The organism is Leucobacter sp. NPDC058333 (assembly GCF_042726155.1).
In the GTDB taxonomy this organism is placed as follows: Bacteria; Actinomycetota; Actinomycetes; order Actinomycetales; family Microbacteriaceae; genus Leucobacter.
The window spans coordinates 365,743-388,335 of sequence record NZ_JBHXHV010000004.1 but is presented as its reverse complement, the minus strand read 5'-3'; the positions used below and the strand labels follow the sequence as shown (position 1 = coordinate 388,335).

Below are 22,593 nucleotides of genomic sequence, written 5' to 3'. Positions count from 1 at the left end.
GGATCCTAAGCAGTCGGAGAAGCTCCAGAGAATGACGAAATCCCTGCCACATCTGTGACAGGGATTTCGTGTGAACGTGCGCCCCAAGGGATTCGAACCCCTGACCTTCTGATCCGTAGTCAGATGCTCTATCCAGCTGAGCTAGGGGCGCCCGTTGGTTTCCCAACTCGAAAGAGACTACACGACTCGAGAAGAAATCTAAAATCTGGGCACCCCGGGCCGCGAGCGCCGCGCGTGTCGCGTACGTCAGCATGGCGCAGTACCCTGGATCCCGTGACATTGAGCCCCGCAACCAGCCCAGCCCTTGCCCGCGCAGAGGCGCTGATTCGCGAGATCGCGAACTATCCGTCGCCGGGCATCCTGTTCCGTGACATCACTCCGCTGCTCGGGGACGCGGCAGCGCTGCGCGCAACAGTGGATGCCCTCATCGAACCGTTTCGCGGATCCTTCGATGTCGTCGCCGGCCTCGAAGCGCGAGGCTTCTTGCTGGCGAGTGCCGCCGCCTATTCGAGCAACACGGGGCTGATGCCGATCCGCAAGGCGGGCAAGCTGCCTCGCCCGGCCGCGAGTGTCGGGTACAAGCTTGAGTACGGCACGGCCGAGGTCGAAGCGCACGACGACTTTGCGCCGGGCACCCGCGTGCTGCTGATTGACGACGTGCTGGCAACGGGCGGCACCCTCGCGGCGGCGCACGAGCTCATTGAGCGCCTCGGTTACGTCGCAGCGGGCACCTCCGTGCTGTTTGAGATCGAAGGTCTCGGTGGACGCGCAGCGGTCGGTGATCCTGCGCTGCACACTGTTTTTCACAGTTGAACGACCGAGCAAGCATCAGCGTCGATGGTCACGGGTAGATTCACATCATGAGTCGGAAGTCACAACGCGAACGTTCGCGACTTCCGGCGCCCGATTTCTTTGATCTTGCTGGCAGCGATCCTGAGCTGCTGAACTCGGGCAGGATCCCTGACCCGCAGCCCGAGCACACTCCGCTGTTCAGGTGGCTCGCGAGTGTGCTGACCCGCGTCGAAACGCGTTTGCGCGCGCGGGGCGACACCGTTATTCGCAATGCCATGCGGTATTTCTGGGTGTTGCTCGCGATGTTCGGCGTGTTTTTGCTGGTCGGCCCGATCATCAATAAGCCGCTTGATTTCGACGAGGTAATCGCGTCTGCCGAGATTGACGAGGTTGACTGGATCGCGCGCGACGCGGCGGTCGACTATGTGGTGAGTCGCGACGCCGACGGGGCCTTCACGGCGCACGTCAGCGAGCGCTTTTCAGCCGACTTTCGCAACGGCCCCGAAGAGAGCGTCGCGCGCACCATCGTGACCGAGTTCAAGGGGCACGACGTGCGGTTTGCCCTGGGCGAGGTGACGGTAGATGGTGCAGCCGCGAAGACGGTGGTCGATGAAAAGTCGACAACCACAGAAGTGCGGATCACGCGCGCCGGCGGCGCAAAGTTCTCTGGCACTCAAGAGGTCGCGCTCAGCTATGAATTGCACGACCTCGTCTCCGTTGACGTTGATACGGCGACGGGCCAGGCGGTCGACTCACTGAACTGGCCGCTCTTCGCGCCGACGTGGCCGCAGGCAACCAAGGGGATCGACGTCTCGCTCACGCTTGCAGACGATGTGAACGATGCGCTCGTGCGGGCACCGCAGGCCTATATCGGCTGGCTGCTGGTGAGCGCGACGGAGTGGCTGAGCCCCGAAGCAGACTCTGCCGACGGGGTGCGCTACGCGTTCTCGAATGACGACACGCTGCCTCCCAACGCTGACCTGTATATCAGCGCGAAGTTCGAGCCGGGCACGTTTGCGCAGCCGCCGACGACGGCGCTGTTCTGGGTGCAGACCTATGGCCCCCTCCTGCCGCTCGCTCTACTGGTCGTGCTCGCGCTGTTCGCGTTCGCGGCGCGTCGCGTAGTTTGGGCAGACAGCGCGGGCGAGCCGTGGTACCTGCCGCGAAGCGAGCGGCCCGAAAAAATGAGCCCGAAGCTCGCCGCTGAGTTCATGCGAAAGCCGCGGCACGTCGAAATTGTGAGCGCGCTCGACGAACCCCAGGGGCGCTCGCTCGTGCGACGCACCGAGTGGTTCCGTCGCATCGCGCGTGCTGGCCGGCGGGCAGGTACGCTCGGCAATTCGGCGACGATCGCGCGGCGCACGGCCTCGTGGAGTAGAACCGATGCCGCGGTCGCAGAGAAGCTCCGCTGGGTGCCCGACAGTTACGTGCGCGATTTCTTCACGTTCGCGCCCGTCGCCATCATGCTGCTGCAGTGGGGGTTGCTGCGGCAGCTGTCCCACCAGGTCATTCTGTCGATCGTGTGGTGGCCAGCGGTGTTTGTGCTCGTCTCCACGATCTGTGCGAATCTCGCGGTCGCTGCGGTGTGGCGACCACGACCGCTCACCCGCAAGGGTGCACTCGCGATGCAGCAGCTCAAGGGCATCGATGTCTGGGCGCGGGCAACGCGGCTGCTGGATCGCGGCCCGCTCGACGACCGCCTCTTGCCGTACGCAGTGCTTTTCGAGCGCCCCCGCAAGGCTGGGCGCAAGCTCGTCGCTCACGCCGAGGCCGAATCGGGGGACCGCGCCATAGACCGCGGGTGGCGCTCAGAACACTTCGTCTCGGCGCCGGCGGTATTCGCGCTGGTGGTGTCGATCGCCGCACTCGCCGGGTCGATCGTCACGGTCTCCACGCTTCCACCGCCCTATGACAACGGTGCGAGCTTCATCACTCACGACGATGACCTGCCGGGCAGTTTTTACACCGAAGTGTCGGGCTTTGAGATCGCCGCGGAATTGAGCCGCGGTAGCAACGGGCAGGCTCACCTTGACGTCGTGGAACAGCTCGATGTCAATTTCGATGACTCCTCGTCGAATGTGCCACAGTTCGCGAAGGAATGGCCGGTCAAGCGGCTCGGGCAGTCGCTTGGATTCAAACTCGAGTCTGTCTCCATTGACGGCAAGCCCGTGCCCTACTCAGAACTGCCACAGCCCCAGACGCACAGTGTCGCAATGCTCACGCAACTCTCGGACGTACTCGCAGGCACACATGCAGTTGAAATCAGATACTCCCTGACCAGCGCCGCTGTCGCCGCCTCAAACGGGCCGCAGCCCGTACAGGAGGTGCGCTGGGCGACCTGGCTCTCATTCTGGGACGACGACTATTACGCGACGACCGGTGATTATTCCGGTGGCAAGAATCCGGTTCGTCCAATGCGCGTGCAGCTGACCGTCGACTCTGAGCTCGTCGATCAGTGGAACACAGCCGGGTGGCTCAATTACGACTCCGACCGCTCCGCCGAGCCCCTTGAATACGGCAACGTCGCAAAGCCGTGGGTCACTGAACGCCAGTTCTATACGGACACCCCCGATATCAAGGACACTCAGCACTACGAATTGCGCATCGGGTCTCAGCGGGAACGTGCCGACGGTGCGCTCGTGGTCGAACTCGATGCGGACGCCGTTACCTCTCGGTTCATTGCCGCCGGTGAGAGCGCCGCGGACGGCAAATGGTCGGTGGATCCTGATATCAATTCCCAGTTGGGTAAGTACGAGCTCGATCTTGGCGGCGACGTCGGCGCGCTGTTTGAGTTTCCGGCGGGCACATTTGACGGGGTCAGCCCCGTCGCGTACGAGAAATACACGCATCAGGTCACACTCCCGTACACCGTGATGCTCTGGGGATTCGGTCTCGTGCTGGCAGGGGCACTCGGGGTCATCGCGTACGCGCTGGCTGCAAAGCGCGCGGTGAGCGCGAGCTTGCGCACGACCTCTCGGGCGACGATCCCGCTGCTCGCGCTCGCGCAGACCGTGTATTTCTGCTGGGTCGTCATGCCGATGGCGGGCGACGACTCGCGCGGAACCCTCGGCCTCTCCCTCATCGGCGTCACGGTCGTGGCCGTGATCGCGCAAATTGTCGTGGTGAATCGTCGGAACAGAGCAGAATAGAGCAATGACTGAGATCGACGCCACGGCCGCATTTTTTGCCGCCCGGGATCAGCTGCTCGCCCTCGCTGGAGAGCCCGAGCGCCAGCGTGCCGAATTCGAGTGGCCCGACGTCGGGCCCGACTTCAACTGGGCGCACGACATCTTCGACGTTATAGCCGACGGCAATGACACGACGGCCCTCTGGATCGCTGAGCAAGACGGCAGTGAACTCAAGCGCTCCTTCGCCCAGCTGAAACGACGCTCCGATCAGGTCGCCAACTGGCTCACGAAAATCGGTGCGCGGCGCGGTGACGTTGCCATGCTGATGCTGGGCAACCGCGTGGAGCTTTGGGAGATCATGCTCGCGGCAATGAAGATGGGCGTCGTGCTCTTGCCCACCTCGGTCGTGCTGGGGCCCCACGAACTCGTCGACCGCGTCGAACGTGGCACCGTGAAGTGGGTCTTCGCCGCGGCAGAAGACGCGCAGAAGTTCAGCGACGTACCCGGCGATTACCGGGGCATCGGCGTGGGCTTCGACACCGCAACAGACGACCAGCGCGCGCGGCTCTACAACTGGGAGCGCTACGAGGAGTCGTCAGCTGCATCGCTCGCACGCATTCGCAAGGTGACGACGAGCGCCGACCCGGCGCTGCTCTACTTCACGTCGGGCACCACGAGCCTGCCGAAGATCGTCGTGCACTCGCACACGAGCTACCCGCTCGGACACCTCACCACCCTGTCGTGGCTCGGCATTCGCCCGGGCGACACGCACCTCGTCATCAGCGCGCCGGGCTGGGCCAAGCACGCCTGGTCGAGTTTCTTTGGGCCGTGGCACGTCGGTGCGACCATTTTCGTTGCGAACTATGCCCGGTTCGACGCTGATTTCTTGGTTTCTGAGTTGGATCGTGTGGGCGTGAATACGTTCTGCGCGCCGCCCACGGTGTGGCGCATGCTCATCCAGAGCAAGCTCGCGAACCGGCCGCGCGCGCTGCGCGAGATCGTGTCCGCGGGCGAGCCGTTGAACCCCGAGGTCATCGCGCGTATTCAGGAGTGGTGGGGGCTCGAGATTCGCGACGGCTACGGTCAGACCGAGACGACGGCGCTCATTGGCAACCTCCCGGGCGACCCGATCGTGCCGGGCGCCATGGGCCAGCCGCTGCCCGGAGTCGCCGCGGTACTCATCGACCCCGTGACCGGAGACGAGACCGACGAGGGCGAGATCTGCCTGCGACTCGAACCCGAGCGTCCCGTGAACCTGATGCCCGGCTACTACGGCAACCCCGATGCGACAGAGCGTGCGACGCGCGGCGGACTGTTCCACACCGGAGACGTGGCCCAGCGCGGCGCTGACGGCGTGCTCACGTTCGTGGGTCGCACCGACGACATCTTCAAATCGAGCGACTACAAGGTGTCGCCGTTCGAGGTCGAGAGCGCGCTGATTGAGCACGCGTTCGTCGCCGAGGCTGCGGTCGTCGGCGCCCCCGACGAGACGCGACTCAACGTCACGAAGGCGTATGTCTCGCTCGCCGCCGGCGTCGAGGCGACTGACGACGCTGCGCGCGAGATCCTGGCCCACGCGCGCACCGCGCTGCCGCCGTACATGCGCGTGCGCCGCGTCGAGTTCTTCGAGCTGCCGAAGACCACGTCGGGCAAGATTCGCCGCATCGAACTGCGCCAGCGTGAAGAGGCCGCCCACGCGGCGGGCGAGCGCATCGCGAGCGAGTGGCGCGAAGAGGACTTCCCGGGTCTGAAGGGGTAGCGCGCTGCGGGCGGCCGCGCGCCCGCTCGCCCTCCCGCCCGCGTTCCGCAAGCTATCCGCGTTCTGCAAGTCGGATTCGCGCTGCACGGGCTTGCGCAACGCAGAAAACTTGCGCAACGCGGGGCCCGACCGTGCTCACCCGGGCCAGGCCTGAGCCCGAGCCCGGGTGCCCGGGCCTCACACGAGCGCGTACGCGCGGACGAGGCGGTCGCGCCACCACGCCTCGCGATCCGGCGCCGCTTGAAACTGCGCAAGCAGGGACATGTCGAGCTCTGGGCGTCCCACCGCAATCGCTCCGTTGACCGGCACCAGCGGGTTTGCGGTGACGTCGCCGTCGAGCAGCGCGACCGTGCCGAGCCCGCAGGCTCCGGCGAGCAGCCCGTCGGGGAGCGCGGCCGCGAGTTGCAATCCCATCGCGATGCCCGCGGAGGTGTCGAGCGCGCTCGAGACGACCACGGGCAGGCCAGCCTCGCGCACGATATCAAGAGCGCGGCGTACGCCGCCGAGCGGCTGCGCCTTCACGATGAGCAGGTCGGCGGCGCCGGCGCGGGCGACGGCGAGGGGATCCTCCGCTTTGCGCACGCTCTCGTCGGCGGCGATGCGCACCGTGCGCCCCGGCCCACTCGCGCCGCGCGGCCCGCGCAGGCGCTCGCGCACCTCGACTAACTCGTCGACGGTGGCGCACGGCTGCTCGGCGTAGTCGAGGTCAAACTCGGCGAGCGAGGTGAGCGCAGCGACGGCGTCGGCGACCCCCCAGCCGGCGTTCGCGTCGATGCGCACAAGACCGCTCTCGCCGAGTGCTCGCCGCACCGCGCGCACCCGGGCGACGTCGTCTGCGAGGGTCTGACCGCGCTCGGCGACCTTTACTTTCGCTGTCGTGCACCCGGGAAATCTCGCCAAAATGTCGGGTACCTCGTCCGCCGCGACCGCCGGCACGGTCGCGTTCACCTCAATGCGATCGCGCAGTGCCCGCGGCTGCTCCTGCCACCCGAAATCGAGCGCGGCCGCGAGCCACGGGGCGGCCTCCGCGTCGGCGTACTCGAGAAACGGTGAGAACTCGCTCGCACCCTGCGGCGCATCAAACACGACGGCCTCGCGCACCGAAATGCCGCGAAACCGCGTGCGGGTCGGGATCGCCACGACGTGTGCCGCCGCAAGCACGTCGGCGAGTGGCGGCAGCGCGGGGCGGGGCGGGTGCGCGGTGGTCATGCTTCGATCCTGCCACTTCGGGGCTCGTGCGTGAGTGTGTTTGTGCGTGTTCAGCCGCCGAACGACCTTCTCGCGGAAGCACACCTAGGCTAGGGGCATGACGCAGCAGGTTTCTGAGCTTTTTGATCCGGCGGAGTGGGCGAGTGCCCCGGGATCGGAGCAGTACACCGACATCACCTCCCACCTCAGTCTCGACGGCCGCATTGCCCGCGTCGCGTTCGACCGGCCCGAGGTGCGCAACGCATTCCGTCCGCGCACGGTCGATGAGCTTGCCGACGCGCTCGAGCGGGCCCGCGTGAACCCGAAGGTTGGTGTCGTGCTGCTCACCGGCAACGGGCCGAGCCCGAAAGACGGCGGCTGGGCGTTCTGCTCGGGCGGCGACCAGCGCATTCGCGGCCGCGACGGATACAAGTACTCCGACGACGAGACCACGGTCGGCCCAGAAGCGACAGCGCGCGCGGGGAGGCTGCACATTCTTGAGGTGCAGCGGTTGATCCGATTCATGCCGAAGGTCGTCATCGCGCTGGTGCCGGGCTGGGCAGCCGGCGGCGGGCACTCGCTGAATGTGGTCTGCGATCTCACGATCGCGAGCCGCGAGCACGCCAAATTCAAGCAAACCGACGCCGATGTCGGGTCGTTCGACGCCGGATACGGCAGCGCCTACTTCGCGAAGCAGGTCGGTCAGAAGTTTGCGCGCGAGATCTTCTTCCTCGCCGAGGAGTACTCGGCCGACCGCGCACGCGAGATCGGCGCGGTGAACGAGGTCGTGCCGCACGCCGAACTCGAGCGCACCGGTATCGCCTGGGCACGCACGATCCTCGGCAAGTCGCCGACCGCGATTCGCATGCTCAAGTACGCGATGAACGCGGTCGACGACGGGATCGTCGGCCAGCAGCTCTTCGCGGGTGAGACGACGCGCCTCGCCTACGGCACCGACGAGGCGGTTGAGGGGCGCGACTCGTTCTTGGAGAAGCGCGAACCTGACTGGAGCCCATTCCCCTACCACTACTGAGCGCGCTGCGCTGCTGCTGCGGGCTGCGGGCGCTGCGGGCTGCGGGCTGCTGAACCCCTCCGGGCGCCGCTGCGCGCCGCCCGACCGAGCGGGGTAACTTTTGACGCGTGTCGCAGTCGCAACACCCCCTAAAAGTTACCCCGCTCGCGAATGGGCGGGCGGGCACGCCCGACGGGAGTGCGCGCGGGCCCGCCCGTTCAGCGGGGCGCCTCAGAACTCGGGGACGACCTCGGCGACGCCCACCAGTTCGTTTTGTAGACGATTGTGCAGCTCAGTGCCCCGCGCGAGCCAGCCACGCTCGTCAGGGACCGGCTCGTCTTCATCACGATTCCTATATTCGCGGTTCCACTTCACGAGCTCGTTCCAGAGTTCGTCCGAGATGGGCAAACTGCCTTGCTGAAGTGGGTAGTTGTCAGTGAAACTCTCCCAAAGCGGGCAGCTGTCGACCCACTCGGCGAACATGCGAATGCACCGCAAGCCATTCGGGAGGACGACCGACTCACCGGCCTGGCTTCGCGCCATGAGATAGCGGCTCTGCATTTCACTGTGGAGCTTCCACTCATGCGCGTTACAGGGAACCTCGTTGTAGTCCATACCCGACAGCCATGTAAGGCCGAAGTCGCCGTTGCTATCAGTTGAGACAAGTGCGAGCGACCACAGTCGGGCGTCGTGTTCTGAGAGTACCTCCGCAGATTGCAACACGTCTTCGACTGACGTCTTAAATATGTCCATCACCGTCGTCCGGTTGTCCGGACCGTCAAATAGGTAGAGCCGAAACTGTGGTTCGTGCTGCACCCACGAGAAGTCGGTTTCCGTGACGTGTGCGCCGTACATGCCCCCACGCTAACGCGCCGCTGCGCGCCGCCCCGGCCGAGCGGGGTAACTATTGACGCGTGTCGCCGTCGCAACACCCCCTTAAAGTTACCCCGCTCGCGAATGGGCGGGCGGGCGGCGGGCGGGCGGGCACGCGGCGGGCGCGCACGCCGCGCGCGCGTGCCCCAGCAACGCGGAGTAGCCTAGTCGGGTGACTGCGCCCCACGGACTTCGTGCGATCCCGACCGAGGATCGCGCCTGGATGATGGCCGGACTTGCCGATGCGATGCGTGGCGTCGCCCCGATCGTTCCGGTCGCCCCCGGCACCGACCCCGACGAGATTGCTGCACTCCAACGGCAACCTCTCCCTGAGGGCACTGCCCTCGTCGTGCGGACATCTGGGTCGAGCGGCGTGCCCAAGGCGGTCGCGCTCTCGGCCGACGCGCTCCGGGCGGGCGCCGAGGCGACGGCCGAGCGATTCGGCGGTCACGGGCAGTGGCTCGTCGCGCTGCCGACGCACCTCATCTCGGGCCTGCAGATGCTGGTGCGCAGCGAGATTGCGGGCACGCAGCCGGTGTTTTTCGACGGGCACTTCGATCCGGAGGCGTTCCTGGAACGCGCAGAGATGCTCGAGGCCGACCGCCGCTATGTGTCGCTGGTGCCGGTGCAGCTCGCGCGGCTGTTTGATTTCGTCGAGCAGGATCGCGAGGCCGCCGATGTGCTGCGGCGCTTTGACGCGGTGCTCGTCGGTGGCCAGGCCGTCAGCCTGGCGCTCCGCAGTCGCGCTCACGTGCTCGGCATTGGACTGAAGCGCAGCTACGGCATGACCGAAACGTCAGGCGGATGCGTCTACGACGGAGTCGAGATCGGCGACACGCGCGTACGCATCCGCGGTGGCGAGGTGCAGCTCGCGGGGTCGTCGCTCGCCCTGGGATACGTCGGTGATCCCGAACTCACCGCACGCACGTTCATCACCGAGAGCGGGCGCGACGGCGTACCAGTTCGCTGGTATCGCACGGGTGACTCTGGCGAGCTACTCGGCGGCATGCTCACCGTCACCGGACGACTCGACCGCGTCATCATCTCGGGCGGCGTGAATGTGTCACTCGACGCGGTTGAGCGAGTCGTGCGCGAGCAGCCCGGCTGGGAGAGCGCGGTCGCACTCAGCGCCCCGCACCCCGAATGGGGCGAGCGGGCGTCTTTGGTCGTAGAGATCGAGGGCGGCGCGGGAGATCCCGACTCCGGCACCGAGACCCCCGCGCCCATCCGCGCAAGTTTCGATCACGTCCAACAGGCCATTCGTGGTGCCCTCGGCCCGGCGGCGGTGCCCGAATGGGCCACTGAGATTGGCGAGATCCCGAAGCTCGCCGGGGGCAAGACTGACTACGCGGAGCTGGGCGAGTGGCTGACCCGGTTGCGGTCGAGTTTTAGTGAGGTACGACGCGGGGATACCCGCGCTGCAGCGCGCGAGGAGACATCGCGCGGAGAGAAGGATCAGGCGTGAACCAGTCGAAAGACCGTCGCCGTTCAGGCAACCCAGCGACCCGCGCAGCCGCCAAGCGACAGATGTCGTCGGGTGCCCAACCGCGCATTACCTGGCGCAACTGGGTCGGTGGGGCGCGTCTGCGCACCCTTCCGCTCGCGGTCGCGCCGGTTGCAGTGGGCAGCGGAATCGCCTATATGGTGCAGGACTTCTCACTCACGCTCACGCTGCTCGCGCACGCCGTCTCGATCTTCCTGCAGATCGGTGTGAACTACGCGAACGATTACTCCGACGGTATTCGTGGCACCGATGAGTTCCGTGTCGGGCCCGCGCGGCTGACCGGGTCCGGGCTCGTTAATCCGAAGCGTGTACTCGCGCTCGCGCTGACGTTCTTCGCGCTCGCCGCAATCGCGGGTCTCATCGCCGTGGTGCTGAGCGAGCGCTGGTGGTTCCTCGCGCTCGGCGCGATCGCGATCGTCGCCGCGTGGTTCTACACGGGTGGCAAGCGCCCCTACGGTTACGCGGGACTCGGCGAGCTCGTCGTGTTCGTCTTCTTTGGTCTCGTCGCGACGGTCGGCACGGTCTGGCTGCAAACGGACATCGACCTGCAGGAGCCGTGGGTGGCCGGGGCCGGAGTCGGCTTCTTCGCGGTTGCGGTGCTCGTCGTGAACAACCTTCGTGACATCCCGACCGATCGCCTCGCGGGCAAGCGTACGCTTGCGGTGCGCATGGGTGATCGCGCCTCTCGCATCCTGTACGTTGTGTGCGTGCTGCTGCCGTTCGCGGTGCCAGCCCTCTACTCGATCGCGCAGCCCGGCATGATCCTCGTCTGGTTCGTGCTGCTGCTCGCTATTCCCGCGTCGATCATCACGCTCACCGCCAAGACCCCGCGCGAACTCATCCTGGTGCTGCAGCTCACGAGCTTCGCCGCGCTCGCATACGGCGTGCTGCTCGGGATCGCCTTCGCGTTCTAACCGGACCGCGATCTGCGCGGACTGAATGCGGCGCGGGATCGCTGGGCGCACTGTGGCTGCTCACCGGAGCGACGCGCGCCGATGAGCCGCCAATTCGAATGCAGTGGGGTTAGTTCACCCCCATGAACATGTGCACGGATTCGATGAGTCCGTCCGCGGTGAAGGTGACAGTGTCGATACCGCGACCGACGACGTCGCCCGTTGGGGCGAGCATCGACCAGCGAAGCAATACGGTGTCGACACACTCCACCTGCTGGTCGTAGGCGAAGGTGAGTCCCTTCGACGCGATGAGATCGTCGTGTACGCGTCCAATGTGAGCTTCAATGAGCTTGATTCCGGTGATGCTGGCGTTAATCGACGAGACAAACAGCGTTCCAGTGGGCGACCAGAGCTGCGCAACTGCGGCCGAGCGAGCCTGATGAGTCGGTTCAATCCAAGTTGCGAGATAGTGGTCCGCGAAGGCGTCGCGTGGTGTTGTGGGAGGCATAATTTTCTCCATTTCGTAAGTTGACGGTGTCAGCATACGAACGATTGTTGACGGTGTCAACAATAAGTTCTAGGCTGGCTGCATGAGTCCCCGTGATGCTGCGCCGACGCGAGTCGCCATAATCGGTGCGGCGTCGACGCTGCTAGAACGCGGCGGCGTCGAAGCTGTCACGCTGCGCGGCGTGGGCGAGGAAGCCGGTATCTCGCGCGCCGCTCCGTATCGGCACTTTGCCGACAAAGCGGCGCTGCTGCAGTACCTCGCCGTGCACGCCCTGCACTCAATGGCACAGGCCGTGCGTCAGCAGGCTGCGCGAGCCGATCCGAGTGAGCGCGTGCTTGCGGGGAGCCTCGCGTACGTGGAATACGCGATCGCGCACCCGAAGCACTACCTGCTGATTTTCGGGGACGCGCCACGCGTGGAAGCGGCACCTGACGCCGAAGCTGCGGCGGATGACGCAATGCAGTCAATCGAAGAGCTGATCGCTGAGCGCGACGCTATCACTCGAATTGACTCCGCAACTGACCGTGACCCCATCCCTGTTCGCGAGCGCGCGACTGTGCTCTGGATTACTCTGCACGGCATCGCGCAGTTGCAAATCACGGGGCATCTCCACGAGCCTCGCACGCTTGACGGCAATACTCGGCTCGCGGAACTGGTCGAGCTTGCCGTACGCACACAGTTGCGCGCGTAACTGCATAACTGCGCGGACTGAATGCGTCGCGACCCAACCCAAAATCGCGACGCGCGGAACGCGACTCTTGATTTTCGGCTCGCGGCCTCGTTAGGCTGAACGTCGTCACCACGTGACAACACCCTGACCAAAACACTGACCCGGAGAGGAGCGAACCATGGCAAACATCGTGTACAAGCCAGCGGCGCCGCGACCTTCGGGCTCACCGAAGTTTCAGAACTAGGCTTTCTCGGCCCGTTCGCGGCCGGCCCCGTTCGACTTCCAGTTTTCGTCTCCGCGCTCTGCGCAGCCCGTAGTTTCGGGCGGCCTCGATAGCGCCGACTCACGTCAGGCATCATGAATTACGCAGCTGCACAACAGCCCCCTACCCCCCTGCCCCAAGCGAGCCACCAGGCCGCCCAGCCCAGGGTTTCCACGCTCCGCGCCCTCGCGCGGCTGATCCCGTTCGCGCGCCCCGCGCTGCCCAAGCTCATCGGCGGTGCGTTCCTTGGGCTCGGCGCCGCCGTCGCGAGCCTCATCATTCCACTGGTGCTGCAGTGGGCCGTCGACGGTCCGATTGCCTCGGGCGACCGCACGCTGATCGTCTGGGCGACGCTCGGCGTACTCGCGCTCGGTATTGCCGAAGCGGCATTCGTCTTCCTGCGGCGCAAACTCGTGCTCGCGCCCGCCGCCGCGGTTGAATACTCGGTGCGTCAAGCCTTCTACGAGCGGTTGCAGCGGCTGCCCGTTGCATTCCACGACCGGTGGCAGTCGGGGCAGCTGCTGAGCCGCATGATGCAGGACATCAGCTCGATCCGTCGCTGGTTGGCGTTCGGCTCGATCCTGCTGCTCGTGAATCTGCTCACGATCTTTATCGGCATGGGGCTGCTGTTCCGCTGGCACTGGTCGCTCGGTGTCGTGTTCATTGTCTGTTCGATTCCGATCTGGGTGGTCGGCTATCGCTTCGAGCAGCGCTACGGCGTGCTTTCGCGGCGCAGCCAGGATCAGACCGGTGATCTTGCGACCTCCGTCGAAGAGAGCGTGCACGGCATCCGCGTGCTGAAAGCGTTCGGCCGGGGCGGTCATGCCCTGTCGCAGTTCACGCGCCGTGCCGAAACTCTGCGCGAAACCGAAATGCGCAAGGCGCGTGAGGTCGGCGGAGTGTGGTTCTGGTACGAGCTCGTGCCGATCCTCGCGATGGGCGCGTGCTTCATCACGGGCGTGTGGCTTGCGGCCCACGACCTGCTCACGACGGGTGAACTGGTGGCGTTCTTCGCCATGGCCGCCGCGCTGCGCTGGCCGCTCGGCTCGCTCGGTTTCCTGTTCTCGTTCCTGATCGACACGCGAACGGCCACGGATCGCGTGTTCGAAGTGTTCGACGCCGAGCTCACCGTGCGCGGGCCGGAGCACCCGAAGACCATTGAGCACGCTCGCGGTGAACTTATATTCCGCGATGTGCATTTTCATTATCCCGATGCGGGATCAACCGAACCCGACCTGATCAACGGTCTCGATCTCGCGCTGCGACCCGGCGAGACGCTCGCGCTCGTGGGCGCGACGGGAAGTGGCAAGACGAGCATCACGACCCTCCCGACCCGGCTCTACGACGTGACCGGCGGAGCCGTGACGCTCGATGGAGTCGACGTGCGCGATCTCGCACTCGAAGACCTGCGGCGCAGGATCGGCGTGGCGTTTGAAGACCCCATTCTGTTTTCGGCGACGGTACGAGAGAACGTGCTGCTGGGCCGCCACGACCTTGAACCGAGCAGCCCAGAGGCCGAGCAGGTGCTGCAGGACGCGCTCGCGGTGGCGCAGGCGGGGTTCGTCTCCGACCTGCCGCAGGGCCTTGACACTGAGGTTGGCGAAGAGGGGCTCAGCCTCTCGGGCGGTCAGCGCCAACGTCTCGCGCTCGCTCGCGTGGTTGCCGCCGCCCCCGATGTGCTGGTGCTTGATGACCCGCTGTCGGCGCTCGATGTCGACACCGAGGCACTCGTCGAGGCCGCGCTGCGCAGGGTGCTCGCGAGCACGACGGCCCTCGTTGTCGCGCATCGTCCGTCTACTGTCGCCCTCGCAGACCGCGTCGCCGTGCTGCGGGACGGCCGCATCGACGCCATCGGTACCCACTCTGAGCTGCTGCGCAGCAGCGCCCACTACCGGCACCTGATCGCCGGAATCGAACGCGAACACCCCGACAATCACCCCGACAATCACCCCGACGAACACTCGACGACCCACACCGAGGAGGTGCGACCGTGAGCCCCGAAAGCGTGCGCGGCACGAGCGGTGAAGACCGCGATACTTACACCCGCGAGGAGAGCCGCGCGATTCGGCGGCGGTCGCTGCGACTGCTTGGGTCGATCCTGCGCCCGCTCACGCGCCTCATCGTGCTGACTGCGGTCGTGGTCATCATCTCGTCGGCGATGCGCGCGATCGGGCCGTCGCTGATTGCATACGGCATCGACACGGCCCTGCCCGCCGCGCTGAACGCGGGGGACTGGCTGCCCGCGATTGGAGTGGCGCTCGCGTTCGTCGTGACCGGCGGCATCGGCTCGGTGCTCGTCGGATGGTACGTCGTGCTCATCGCGCGCCTCACCCAGGCCGTAATGATCGAGCTACGGACGCGTATATTCCGTCAGACGCAGCGACTCAGCCTTGAATTCCACGAGGGGTATACGTCGGGCCGCATCATCTCCCGGCAGACGAGCGACCTCGAGTCGATTCAGGAGCTGCTCGACGGCAGCCTCAACGAACTCGTCGACGCCGTGCTGATTGGCGCGTTCACGCTCGTCATGCTCTTCCTGCTCGACTGGCAGAGCGGACTGGTGCTGCTGTTCATGGGAATTCCGCTCTCGATCTTGATGCGCTGGTTCGTTGTCGAATCGCAGAAGGGCTTCCGGTCGACCCGCGTTGTCAGTGCGCGCCTCATCGTGCAGTTCGTGGAGACGATGACCGGCATCCGCGCGGTGCAGGCGTTCCGGCGTGAGCGTCGCGGTGACGTCGACTTTGGTGCGGTCTCCGACGACTATCGACGCGCGAACCTGCGAGTACTGAGGCTCTTCGGCGTGCTCGATCCCGGGCTGATTCTGCTCGCGAATGTCACCGTGGCCGTCGTGCTGCTGTGGGGCGCGCTGCGCGTGACGACCGGTGAGCTCGCGATCGGCGTGCTGATCGCCGCCGTGCTCTACGTGCGAAACTTCTTCGGCCCGCTCGAAGAGGTTGCGATGTTCCTCAACTCATACCAGTCGGCGACGGCAGCGCTCGAAAAGGTGTCGGGCGTGCTCGAGGAGGCACCAACGGTTCGGGATCCCGAGTCGCCCGTGCGCCTCACGAGCCCGCGCGGCGAATTGCGGTTCGACCACGTGAGCTTCGCATACGGCACCGCGGGAGCCGGCGGTCGCACGGTGCTTGATGACTGCGATCTCGTGCTGCCCGCGGGGCAGACGGTCGCGCTCGTCGGTACGACGGGTGCTGGCAAATCGACGCTCGCAAAGCTCGTCGCGCGGTTCTACGATCCGACCCAGGGTGCTGTGCTGCTCGACGGGATCGACCTGCGCGACCTCGACCCATCTGACCTGCGCCGCGCGATCGTGATGGTGACCCAGGAGGCGTATCTGTTCAGTGGCACCGTCGCCGAGAACATTGCGCTCGGAAAGCCCGACGCAACCGTCGCCGAGGTGCGCGCGGCGGCCCGCGCGGTGGGGGCGGACACGTTCATCGAGGCCCTGCCCGACGGATACGAGACGGACGTGAATAAGCGCGGCGGGCGCGTGTCAGCGGGTCAACGCCAGTTGATCTCGTTCGCGCGCGCGTTCCTCGCCGACCCGACGGTGCTGATTCTGGACGAGGCGACCGCCTCGCTCGATCTCCCGAGTGAGCGCCTGGTGCAGGACGCGTTGCAGCGGCTGCTCGCCGACCGCACCGCGATTATCATTGCCCACCGACTGTCGACGGTGGCGATTGCCGATCGCGTGCTCGTCATGGAGCACGGTCGAGTGGTTGAAGACGGTGCACCAGACTCGCTCGTTGAGCTCGGCGGCCGCTACGCCCGACTGTTCGCCGAGTGGGAGTCGACGCAGGTGTAACGTCACCGCTTCAGTGAGAGATTCGGCTTCGGTGACACGTTTCAGTGGCGCATGAGCTTACGGAAGCCGAATCTCTCACCGAAGCCCACTCGCCTCCGCGCCGCGCTACTGGGCGTCGGTGGCCTCGTCTTCGACGATGTCGTCGGCCGTGCGGTCGCGGTTGCGCCACTCGTAAATGCTCTCTGAAGCGGTCGCGCGCGGGCGCGACAGGAAGATAACCGAGAGGGCGACGCCGATGAGCGCGGCGAAGATCGCGGCGAGCCACGGCTGCAGGCCGATCAGAAAGAGCACGGCAAACGGTACGGCGAAGAACAATAGGCGCAGCACGACGTACACGATCCAGGCGGTGCGGGGGTTCTTCACCCGCACGAGTGTACCCGCGGCACCTGGGCTGAGGCTCCGCGCAAGCCCCAGAGGTGGCGCAGCTCGTCCGGGTACGATTGGGGTATGGTGCGGTTCGTGATTATCGGAATCGTCGTCGCTGTTGCACTGACGCTCTACGCGTTGGTCGATGCCGCGATGACTGATGGATCGCGTGCGCGCGGAGTGGCCAAGCCGGTCTGGATCCTGCTCATCGTGATTCTGCCGGTCATCGGTGCCCTGCTCTGGTTCTTCATCGGCAAAGGCTCAGCTCAATCGCAGGCTCAGGCGCAGGCGACGAGGCGGGCCGCGCTCGATGACGACCCGCGATTCACGGGTGCTCGCCTGTCAGACGCCGATCTCGATGCGCACATGCGCGAGCTCGAAGAGCGACTGCGCGAACTCGACAACGAGACGTTCCCCGGTGAAACACCGTCGGAGAATCCCACGGCGACGGCAACCGCGTCCGGCACTTCGGGCGCAGCCGATCCGCAGGCCATGCCCACACCAACCCCAAACGTAGACGGTGGTTCCAGCGCGGCCGCCGACGCGGACGCCGACGCTGGCGCAGCCACAGAGTCTGACAGTGGCGACGAGGTCGGAAAGCGCTCCGACGGCGACGCGAAGCCGTGAGCGAAGCGCGTCCCGCCGCATCATCCGTCTTCGCGGTCGAGCTGCTCGCAGAATTCGTGCGCCGCGGCGTGCGCGATGTCGTGGTCTGCCCGGGCTCTCGCTCCCAGGCGCTCGCGCTCGCTGCTGCGGCCGCTGAGTCAGCGTCGGCGCTTCGACTGCACGTGGCGCTCGACGAACGCTCGGCCGGATTCTTCGCCCTCGGCGTTGCACGTGAAACAGGCATGCCCGCGCCGATCATCGTGACGAGCGGCACCGCCGTGGCCAACCTGATGCCCGCGGCGCTCGAAGCGCACGAAGCGCGGATTCCACTGCTGCTCCTCACGGCCGACCGCCCGACGGAGCTGCGCGGTATTCGGAGCAATCAAACGACGCGGCAGGCGGGGTTCTTCGACGCGTTCGCTCGCTGGTCGATCGACGTCCCTGCACCCGAGTTTGCAGGCGGTGATCTCGTTCGAGACGCGCGACGCGATCCCGGATCGCTCGCCGCCCGCGGCCTCGCCGCCGCACTCGGCAGCGTCGGGGGAGCGCCCGCCGGCCCGGCGCAGCTGAATCTCTCGTTCCGCGAACCGCTTTCGGGGACCGGGGGCTTCGATCGCATGATCGTCGCCGGCTTCGAGGCTGCGGCGGCGGAAGCAGCTGAAGCGGCGGAAGCCGCCAAAACAGCTGAAACAGCCGAAGCCCAAGCAGCGGAGTCGACAGGCGCGGCCGATACGCCCGCACACCCAACCGACGCATACGTGCACACGGGCGACACCCTGACCGTCGTCATTGCGGGTGAGGGCGCTGGCGCCGCTGCCGAAGCGTTCGCGCGAGCAGCGGGCCTTCCACTCCTCGCCGAGGTCGTGAGCGGCTCGAGGTTCGGTCGCGAGGCCATCACGGGGTACGCGACACTCATTGACGATCCTGAGATTGGCGGCCTCACAGAACGCGCCATAGTATTCGGGCATCCGACGCTGACCAGGCAGGTCCCCGCGCTGCTTCGGCGAGACGACGTTGAAGTCATCGTTGTTGATCCTCACCTGGGCGAGGGGGTCGAACACGTCGATCCGAGCCGCGCCGCACGAGTTGTGCGCGAGGCGCGCGTGGGCGACGATCACGACCCCCGCGCACTCCGTCGCTGGCTCGGCGCCTGGGTGGTCGCCGACCGAGCGCTGCAGCGCGATCGCACCACCGTGCACGAACCCGATCTCGACGCAGCGCTCGCCCCGGGGTATAAGGAGCGCAGCGCGTACGCGCGCTCAGAGGTTGCGACGATGCGTGAACCGGTGTCGCGCGATCTGCTCGTCGAGAGTGTGTGGCGCAGTACCTGGCCGCACGACCGGCTCGTCGTCGCGGCTTCGCGCCTGGTTCGGGTGCTCGACGGCCTCGCCCCAGCGCGCCGCGTGAACGTCCACGCCAACCGCGGGCTCGCCGGCATCGACGGCACGGTCGCCACCGCGCTCGGTATCGCAACCGCGAGTCAGCGCGACGATGATCCGGCGCGGGCGGCCGGCACGACGCGGGTGTTGATCGGCGATCTCGCGCTGCTGCACGATGCCGGATCGCTGCTCCTGCTTGAGGGCGAGGCCCGCCCGCGCATCCAGCTCTTTGTGGGCAACGACGGCGGCGGAACGATCTTCGACGGTCTCGAGGTCGCGGGCACCGCCGACCCGAGTGCGTTCGAGCGCGTCATGCGCACCCCGCAGCGCGCTGACCTCGCCGCGCTCGCGACGGCGTACGGCTGGGAGTACCGCAGGGTCGCCAACCGCGGCGAGCTCGAACGGTTACTCACCGAGCCGGTTACCGGGCCGAGCATCGTGGAGATCCCGCTCACCGAATAGCCGGGAGCCCATAGCTACGAGCCCCCACCAGGAAACCCATAGAGTAGAACGCGCCCGTGACGTGAGGAGACACGATGACGACGACGTTCTGGACTGATGAGGTCGCCGAGCTGCTACGGGTGCGCCCCGGGTTCACGCTCAGCGAGGTCGATCCTGGCGCAAAGCCCGGCACGGACGCTCATAAGCGCGATGGCGCGAAAGAACTCACTCGCGCCGCCCAAGAGCTGCGTGAACTGCAAGAAAAACTCTTCGCGCAGAGTCGACTCGGGGCGCCCGACCGCCTGCTCGTCGTGCTGCAGGCCATGGACGCCGCGGGCAAGGGCGGCGTCGTCAATCACGTCTTCGGTCAGACTGAGCCCTACGGACTCGAGCTCACCTCGTTCAAATCTCCCACTGACGAGGAGCGCGCCCACGACTTTCTGTGGCGCGTCGAGCCTCGCGTGCCCGGGCCAGGCGTGATCGGGGTGTTCGACCGGTCGCACTACGAAGATGTGCTGATCCAAAAAGTGCGCCAGTTTGCCCCGGCCGACGAGATCGAGCGACGCTACGGCGCGATCGTCGATTTCGAGCGGAGGATCACGGCCGCCGGTGTGCGCGTCGTGAAGATCATGCTGCACATCTCGCCTGAAGAGCAGGCCGAACGCCTGCTGTCTCGCCTCAACGACCCCGCAAAGCACTGGAAGTACAACCCCGGCGACGTCGACGAGCGGCTGCACTGGGCTGAGTACATGGCCGCGTTCCAAACCGCGATCGAGCGCACCGACTCAGACGAGGCGCCCTGGTACGTGGTCCCGGCGAACTCGAAGTGGTACGCACGCGCCGCTGTGCAGCGCATCGTAATTTCGGAGCTTGTGGCGCTCAGCCCGCACTGGCCGGAACCCGACTTCGACGCGGCGGCCGAGCGGCAGCGCGTGGTCGACTCGCAAGACCTGCGCTGGCCGTAGCCGCTGGCGGGCGCCTGGCCCGACCTATTGGGCGAACGCCTCAGTGATGGGGCGGAACTTCGAGATCGTTTCGCCGAGTTCGTGGGTGGGGTCTGATCCGGCGACGATGCCGCCACCCGCGCTCGCAACGATCGATCGCGATCCGTCGACCGCGTCACCGAGTTGAGCGCAGCGCAGGGCGATGACCCACTCGCCGTCTCCGGCGGCGTCGATCCACCCCACGGCGCCCGAGTACCGCCCGCGATCGAAGGGCTCGAGCTCTGCGATCGCTGCAACGGCGGTCGACGTGGGGGTGCCTGCGACGGCGGCGGTTGGGTGGAGGGCGCCGACGAGTTCAATCGCCGAGCTTTCCTCGCCGAGTGCAGCGCCGAGGTCGGTCGCGAGATGCCACACGTTCGGCAATTGCAGCGGAAACGGCTCTTCGCTCGTGTGCAGCTCGCGTACGTACGGCGACAGTGCGGTCACGACGCTCTGCACCGCAAACGAGTGCTCGTGCTGCTCTTTGGCGCTCGTGAGCAACTCGTCGCGAGCGCGGAGGTCGCGCTGCGGGTCGTCCGCGTGCCGACCGCGGGTACCCGCGAGCACGCGAGCCGAAACTGCGCCGCCCGTAGAGCGGATCAGCGTCTCGGGGCTTGCACCGATCAGGCCGTCAACGGCGAACGTCCAGCAGTCGAGATACTGATCGGCGAGGCGCTTCAGAGGCACCCGTACATCAGACGCCTCGGGCAGCGTGCCCTCGAGCTGGCGCGCGAGCACTACCTTTTCGAACTCACCCCGCGCGATGCGCGCGCCAGCCTCGCGCACGCCGGCGACGTACGATGCCACTGAATCGCCGCCGTCGAGCAGCACTCGGTCTCGCAGCTCGGCCCCCGGCCACGCTCCGGGCTCGCGGGCTTCGGGAACGACAAGCTGTGCGGGATCGGCATCGGCGGGTGTGATCTCCGTGATCCAGGCCTGTCCACGATGACGGGCGATCAGGAGCCGCGGAACGATGAACACGCTCTCGGCGACGCTGTGGTCGGAGAACGCGAATGAGCCGAGCGCGACGAGACCTGAGCCGGGCATGCGCACGGGGTCGTCGATGGTCGCCGCCGCGGCGATCCTGCGCCAGGCTGCCGCGGCCTCGCTGAAACGGTCTGCTCCCGTAAAGGTCAGGCGCAGCGTTTCGCCGATGCCGACGCAGCCGCGGTCGCCGCGGGTCCAGAGAAGGGGGGCGCTCGAATCGGCCAGCGCGAGCAGATCGGGGGTGTGCTCCAGAGGCCGAGTCGTCGCGCGCAGGCGGGGCGCCAGGGGAGTGCTCGTCACCGTGCCAATCTACTCCTCCTGCCTGGCTGCTTTCCTGTTCGGCCGATCGCGCCCGATACCCCAGGAGATGCATAGCGGTTCGGGATACGATGGGGGAGTGACCCGCCCCGATACCGCAACCAAGCACGCCGCCGACGTTTCCGCAATGTTCGATGAGGTCTCGCCGCGATACGACCTGATCAACGATGTGCTCACCGTCGGCAATGATCGTCTCTGGCGCATCGCGACGACGAAGGCGATCGCGCCGCGAAAGGGCATGCGCGTGCTCGACCTCGCGGCCGGCACCGGCACTTCGTCTGCTGCGATCGCGGCGCACGGTGCGCACGTCGTCGCTGCCGACTTCTCGGAGGGCATGCTCGCCGAGGGGCGCAATCGCTACGGGCACAACGACCTGATCGAGTTTCAGTGGGCCGACGCGACTGAGCTGCCGTTCGAAGACGACTCGTTTGATGCTGCCACGATCTCGTACGGCCTGCGCAACGTGAGCGATCCGAAGGCGGTGCTGCGTGAAATGCGACGCGTCGTCAAGCCGGGTGGCCGCGTCGTTATCGCGGAGTTCTCAACTCCGCCGTCCGCAGTGGTGCGCGGTCCCTATGCGTTCTACGGTCGCCACGTGCTGCCGCGCGTTGCGGGGGCCATCAATCGCGACGCGGCAGCCGCGTATCGCTACCTTAACGAGTCAATTGAAAAATGGCCGGCCCAGGATGAGCTCGCCGCGTGGATGCGCGAGGCCGGTCTCGAGCGCGTCGCCTACCGCAACCTGACGTTCGGCATTGTGGCGCTGCACCGCGGGTTCGTGCCGCGGGAAGTGGCAAAGCCTGCGGCGGCTGAGAAGCCCGCGGTGGCTGAGAAGCCCGCTGCGGCTGAGAAGCCCGCGGTGGCTGAGAAGCCCGCTGCGGCGAAGAAGCCCGCTGCCGCGAAGAAGCCTGCGGCTGCGAAGAAGCCGGCCGCAGCGAAGCCAGTCGCTGCGAAGCCCGCTGCGACGAAGAAGCCTGCCGCGCCGAAGCCAGCTACGGCGAAGCCCGCTACGCCGAAGCCAGCGGCATCCAAGAAGCCCGCCGCGCCGAAGCCCGCGCCTGAAACTGGAGCCGGAGCCGCACAGTGAGTCGCCCCTTGGCCGAA

The 22,593-nt window shown here is 66.5% G+C and carries 18 protein-coding genes and 1 tRNA gene; 13 read left to right on the top strand and 6 right to left on the bottom strand.

Annotation, left to right across the window (positions count from 1 at the left end):
* Positions 1-77: 77 nt before the first annotated feature.
* A tRNA-Arg gene (locus tag ACFWHR_RS14625) sits at positions 78-151 on the bottom strand.
* Between the two features lie 122 nt (positions 152-273).
* Here ACFWHR_RS14625 and ACFWHR_RS14620 point away from each other — a divergent pair.
* The 3 genes from ACFWHR_RS14620 to ACFWHR_RS14610 are packed head-to-tail and all read left to right on the top strand — an operon-like array spanning position 274 to position 5,679.
* Positions 274-813: an adenine phosphoribosyltransferase gene (locus ACFWHR_RS14620; protein ID WP_382449045.1), complete on the top strand. Its 540-nt coding sequence runs from the start codon at positions 274-276 to the stop codon at positions 811-813.
* A gap of 47 nt (positions 814-860) precedes the next feature.
* Positions 861-3,941, top strand: a complete 3,081-nt coding sequence (locus ACFWHR_RS14615; protein WP_382449044.1) for a DUF2207 domain-containing protein — start codon at positions 861-863, stop codon at positions 3,939-3,941.
* A gap of 4 nt (positions 3,942-3,945) precedes the next feature.
* Positions 3,946-5,679 (top strand): AMP-binding protein, encoded by a 1,734-nt coding sequence (locus tag ACFWHR_RS14610; RefSeq protein ID WP_382449043.1) that lies wholly within the window; start codon positions 3,946-3,948, stop codon positions 5,677-5,679.
* A 177-nt stretch (positions 5,680-5,856) separates the two neighbouring features.
* On the opposite strand, the gene ACFWHR_RS14605 is transcribed toward ACFWHR_RS14610, so the two are convergent.
* Positions 5,857-6,888 (bottom strand): o-succinylbenzoate synthase, encoded by a 1,032-nt coding sequence (locus tag ACFWHR_RS14605; RefSeq protein ID WP_382449042.1) that lies wholly within the window; start codon positions 6,886-6,888, stop codon positions 5,857-5,859.
* A 97-nt stretch (positions 6,889-6,985) separates the two neighbouring features.
* Here ACFWHR_RS14605 and ACFWHR_RS14600 point away from each other — a divergent pair, with 97 nt between their 5' ends.
* Positions 6,986-7,900, top strand: a complete 915-nt coding sequence (locus ACFWHR_RS14600) for a 1,4-dihydroxy-2-naphthoyl-CoA synthase (RefSeq protein WP_382449041.1) — start codon at positions 6,986-6,988, stop codon at positions 7,898-7,900.
* Between the two features lie 210 nt (positions 7,901-8,110).
* Here ACFWHR_RS14600 and ACFWHR_RS14595 read toward each other — a convergent pair whose 3' ends face one another.
* Positions 8,111-8,734 (bottom strand): hypothetical protein, encoded by a 624-nt coding sequence (locus ACFWHR_RS14595; protein WP_382449040.1) that lies wholly within the window; start codon positions 8,732-8,734, stop codon positions 8,111-8,113.
* A 190-nt stretch (positions 8,735-8,924) separates the two neighbouring features.
* Between ACFWHR_RS14595 and ACFWHR_RS14590 the strand changes: the two genes are divergently transcribed.
* Both ACFWHR_RS14590 and ACFWHR_RS14585 read left to right on the top strand, forming a co-directional pair.
* The gene (locus tag ACFWHR_RS14590) at positions 8,925-10,217 is read left to right on the top strand and encodes an AMP-binding protein (protein ID WP_382449039.1); all 1,293 of its coding nucleotides are present in this window, start codon (positions 8,925-8,927) and stop codon (positions 10,215-10,217) included.
* Positions 10,214-11,170 carry a 1,4-dihydroxy-2-naphthoate polyprenyltransferase gene (locus tag ACFWHR_RS14585; protein WP_382449038.1) on the top strand — a complete coding sequence of 319 codons (957 nt, stop codon included), beginning with the start codon at positions 10,214-10,216 and terminating at the stop codon, positions 11,168-11,170. Before ACFWHR_RS14590 ends, ACFWHR_RS14585 begins: the two co-directional genes overlap by 4 nt.
* Before the next feature lie 109 nt (positions 11,171-11,279).
* Here ACFWHR_RS14585 and ACFWHR_RS14580 read toward each other — a convergent pair whose 3' ends face one another.
* Positions 11,280-11,657: a nuclear transport factor 2 family protein gene (locus ACFWHR_RS14580; protein WP_382449037.1), complete on the bottom strand. Its 378-nt coding sequence runs from the start codon at positions 11,655-11,657 to the stop codon at positions 11,280-11,282.
* 82 nt (positions 11,658-11,739) lie between these two features.
* Here ACFWHR_RS14580 and ACFWHR_RS14575 point away from each other — a divergent pair, with 82 nt between their 5' ends.
* The 3 genes from ACFWHR_RS14575 to ACFWHR_RS14565 all read left to right on the top strand — a co-directional run bounded on the left by ACFWHR_RS14575 (position 11,740) and on the right by ACFWHR_RS14565 (position 16,409).
* Positions 11,740-12,348: a TetR/AcrR family transcriptional regulator gene (locus ACFWHR_RS14575; RefSeq protein WP_382449036.1), complete on the top strand. Its 609-nt coding sequence runs from the start codon at positions 11,740-11,742 to the stop codon at positions 12,346-12,348.
* Positions 12,349-12,684: 336 nt separating this feature from the next.
* Entirely contained in the window at positions 12,685-14,583 is a 1,899-nt protein-coding gene (locus ACFWHR_RS14570) for an ABC transporter ATP-binding protein (RefSeq protein ID WP_382449035.1), read from the top strand.
* The gene (locus ACFWHR_RS14565; protein WP_382449034.1) at positions 14,580-16,409 is read left to right on the top strand and encodes an ABC transporter ATP-binding protein; all 1,830 of its coding nucleotides are present in this window, start codon (positions 14,580-14,582) and stop codon (positions 16,407-16,409) included. The genes ACFWHR_RS14570 and ACFWHR_RS14565 overlap by 4 nt, the downstream gene beginning before the upstream one ends.
* Positions 16,410-16,514: 105 nt before the next feature.
* Here ACFWHR_RS14565 and ACFWHR_RS14560 read toward each other — a convergent pair whose 3' ends face one another.
* Positions 16,515-16,772: a DUF4229 domain-containing protein gene (locus ACFWHR_RS14560; RefSeq protein WP_382449033.1), complete on the bottom strand. Its 258-nt coding sequence runs from the start codon at positions 16,770-16,772 to the stop codon at positions 16,515-16,517.
* Between the two features lie 84 nt (positions 16,773-16,856).
* On the opposite strand from ACFWHR_RS14560, the gene ACFWHR_RS14555 reads away from it, so the two are divergent.
* From ACFWHR_RS14555 to ACFWHR_RS14545, 3 genes are all read left to right on the top strand, one after another.
* Positions 16,857-17,402 carry a PLD nuclease N-terminal domain-containing protein gene (locus ACFWHR_RS14555; protein WP_382449032.1) on the top strand — a complete coding sequence of 182 codons (546 nt, stop codon included), beginning with the start codon at positions 16,857-16,859 and terminating at the stop codon, positions 17,400-17,402.
* Positions 17,399-19,222, top strand: a complete 1,824-nt coding sequence (menD, locus tag ACFWHR_RS14550; RefSeq protein WP_382449031.1) for a 2-succinyl-5-enolpyruvyl-6-hydroxy-3-cyclohexene-1-carboxylic-acid synthase — start codon at positions 17,399-17,401, stop codon at positions 19,220-19,222. The genes ACFWHR_RS14555 and menD overlap by 4 nt, the downstream gene beginning before the upstream one ends.
* Before the next feature lie 74 nt (positions 19,223-19,296).
* Positions 19,297-20,166: a PPK2 family polyphosphate kinase gene (locus ACFWHR_RS14545; RefSeq protein ID WP_382449030.1), complete on the top strand. Its 870-nt coding sequence runs from the start codon at positions 19,297-19,299 to the stop codon at positions 20,164-20,166.
* 24 nt (positions 20,167-20,190) lie between these two features.
* On the opposite strand, the gene ACFWHR_RS14540 is transcribed toward ACFWHR_RS14545, so the two are convergent.
* A complete protein-coding gene (locus tag ACFWHR_RS14540) occupies positions 20,191-21,471 on the bottom strand; it encodes an isochorismate synthase MenF (protein ID WP_382449029.1) in 1,281 nt (426 codons plus the stop codon).
* Between the two features lie 97 nt (positions 21,472-21,568).
* On the opposite strand from ACFWHR_RS14540, the gene ACFWHR_RS14535 reads away from it, so the two are divergent.
* A complete protein-coding gene (locus tag ACFWHR_RS14535) occupies positions 21,569-22,576 on the top strand; it encodes a class I SAM-dependent methyltransferase (protein WP_382449028.1) in 1,008 nt (335 codons plus the stop codon).
* Positions 22,577-22,593: the final 17 nt, after the last annotated feature.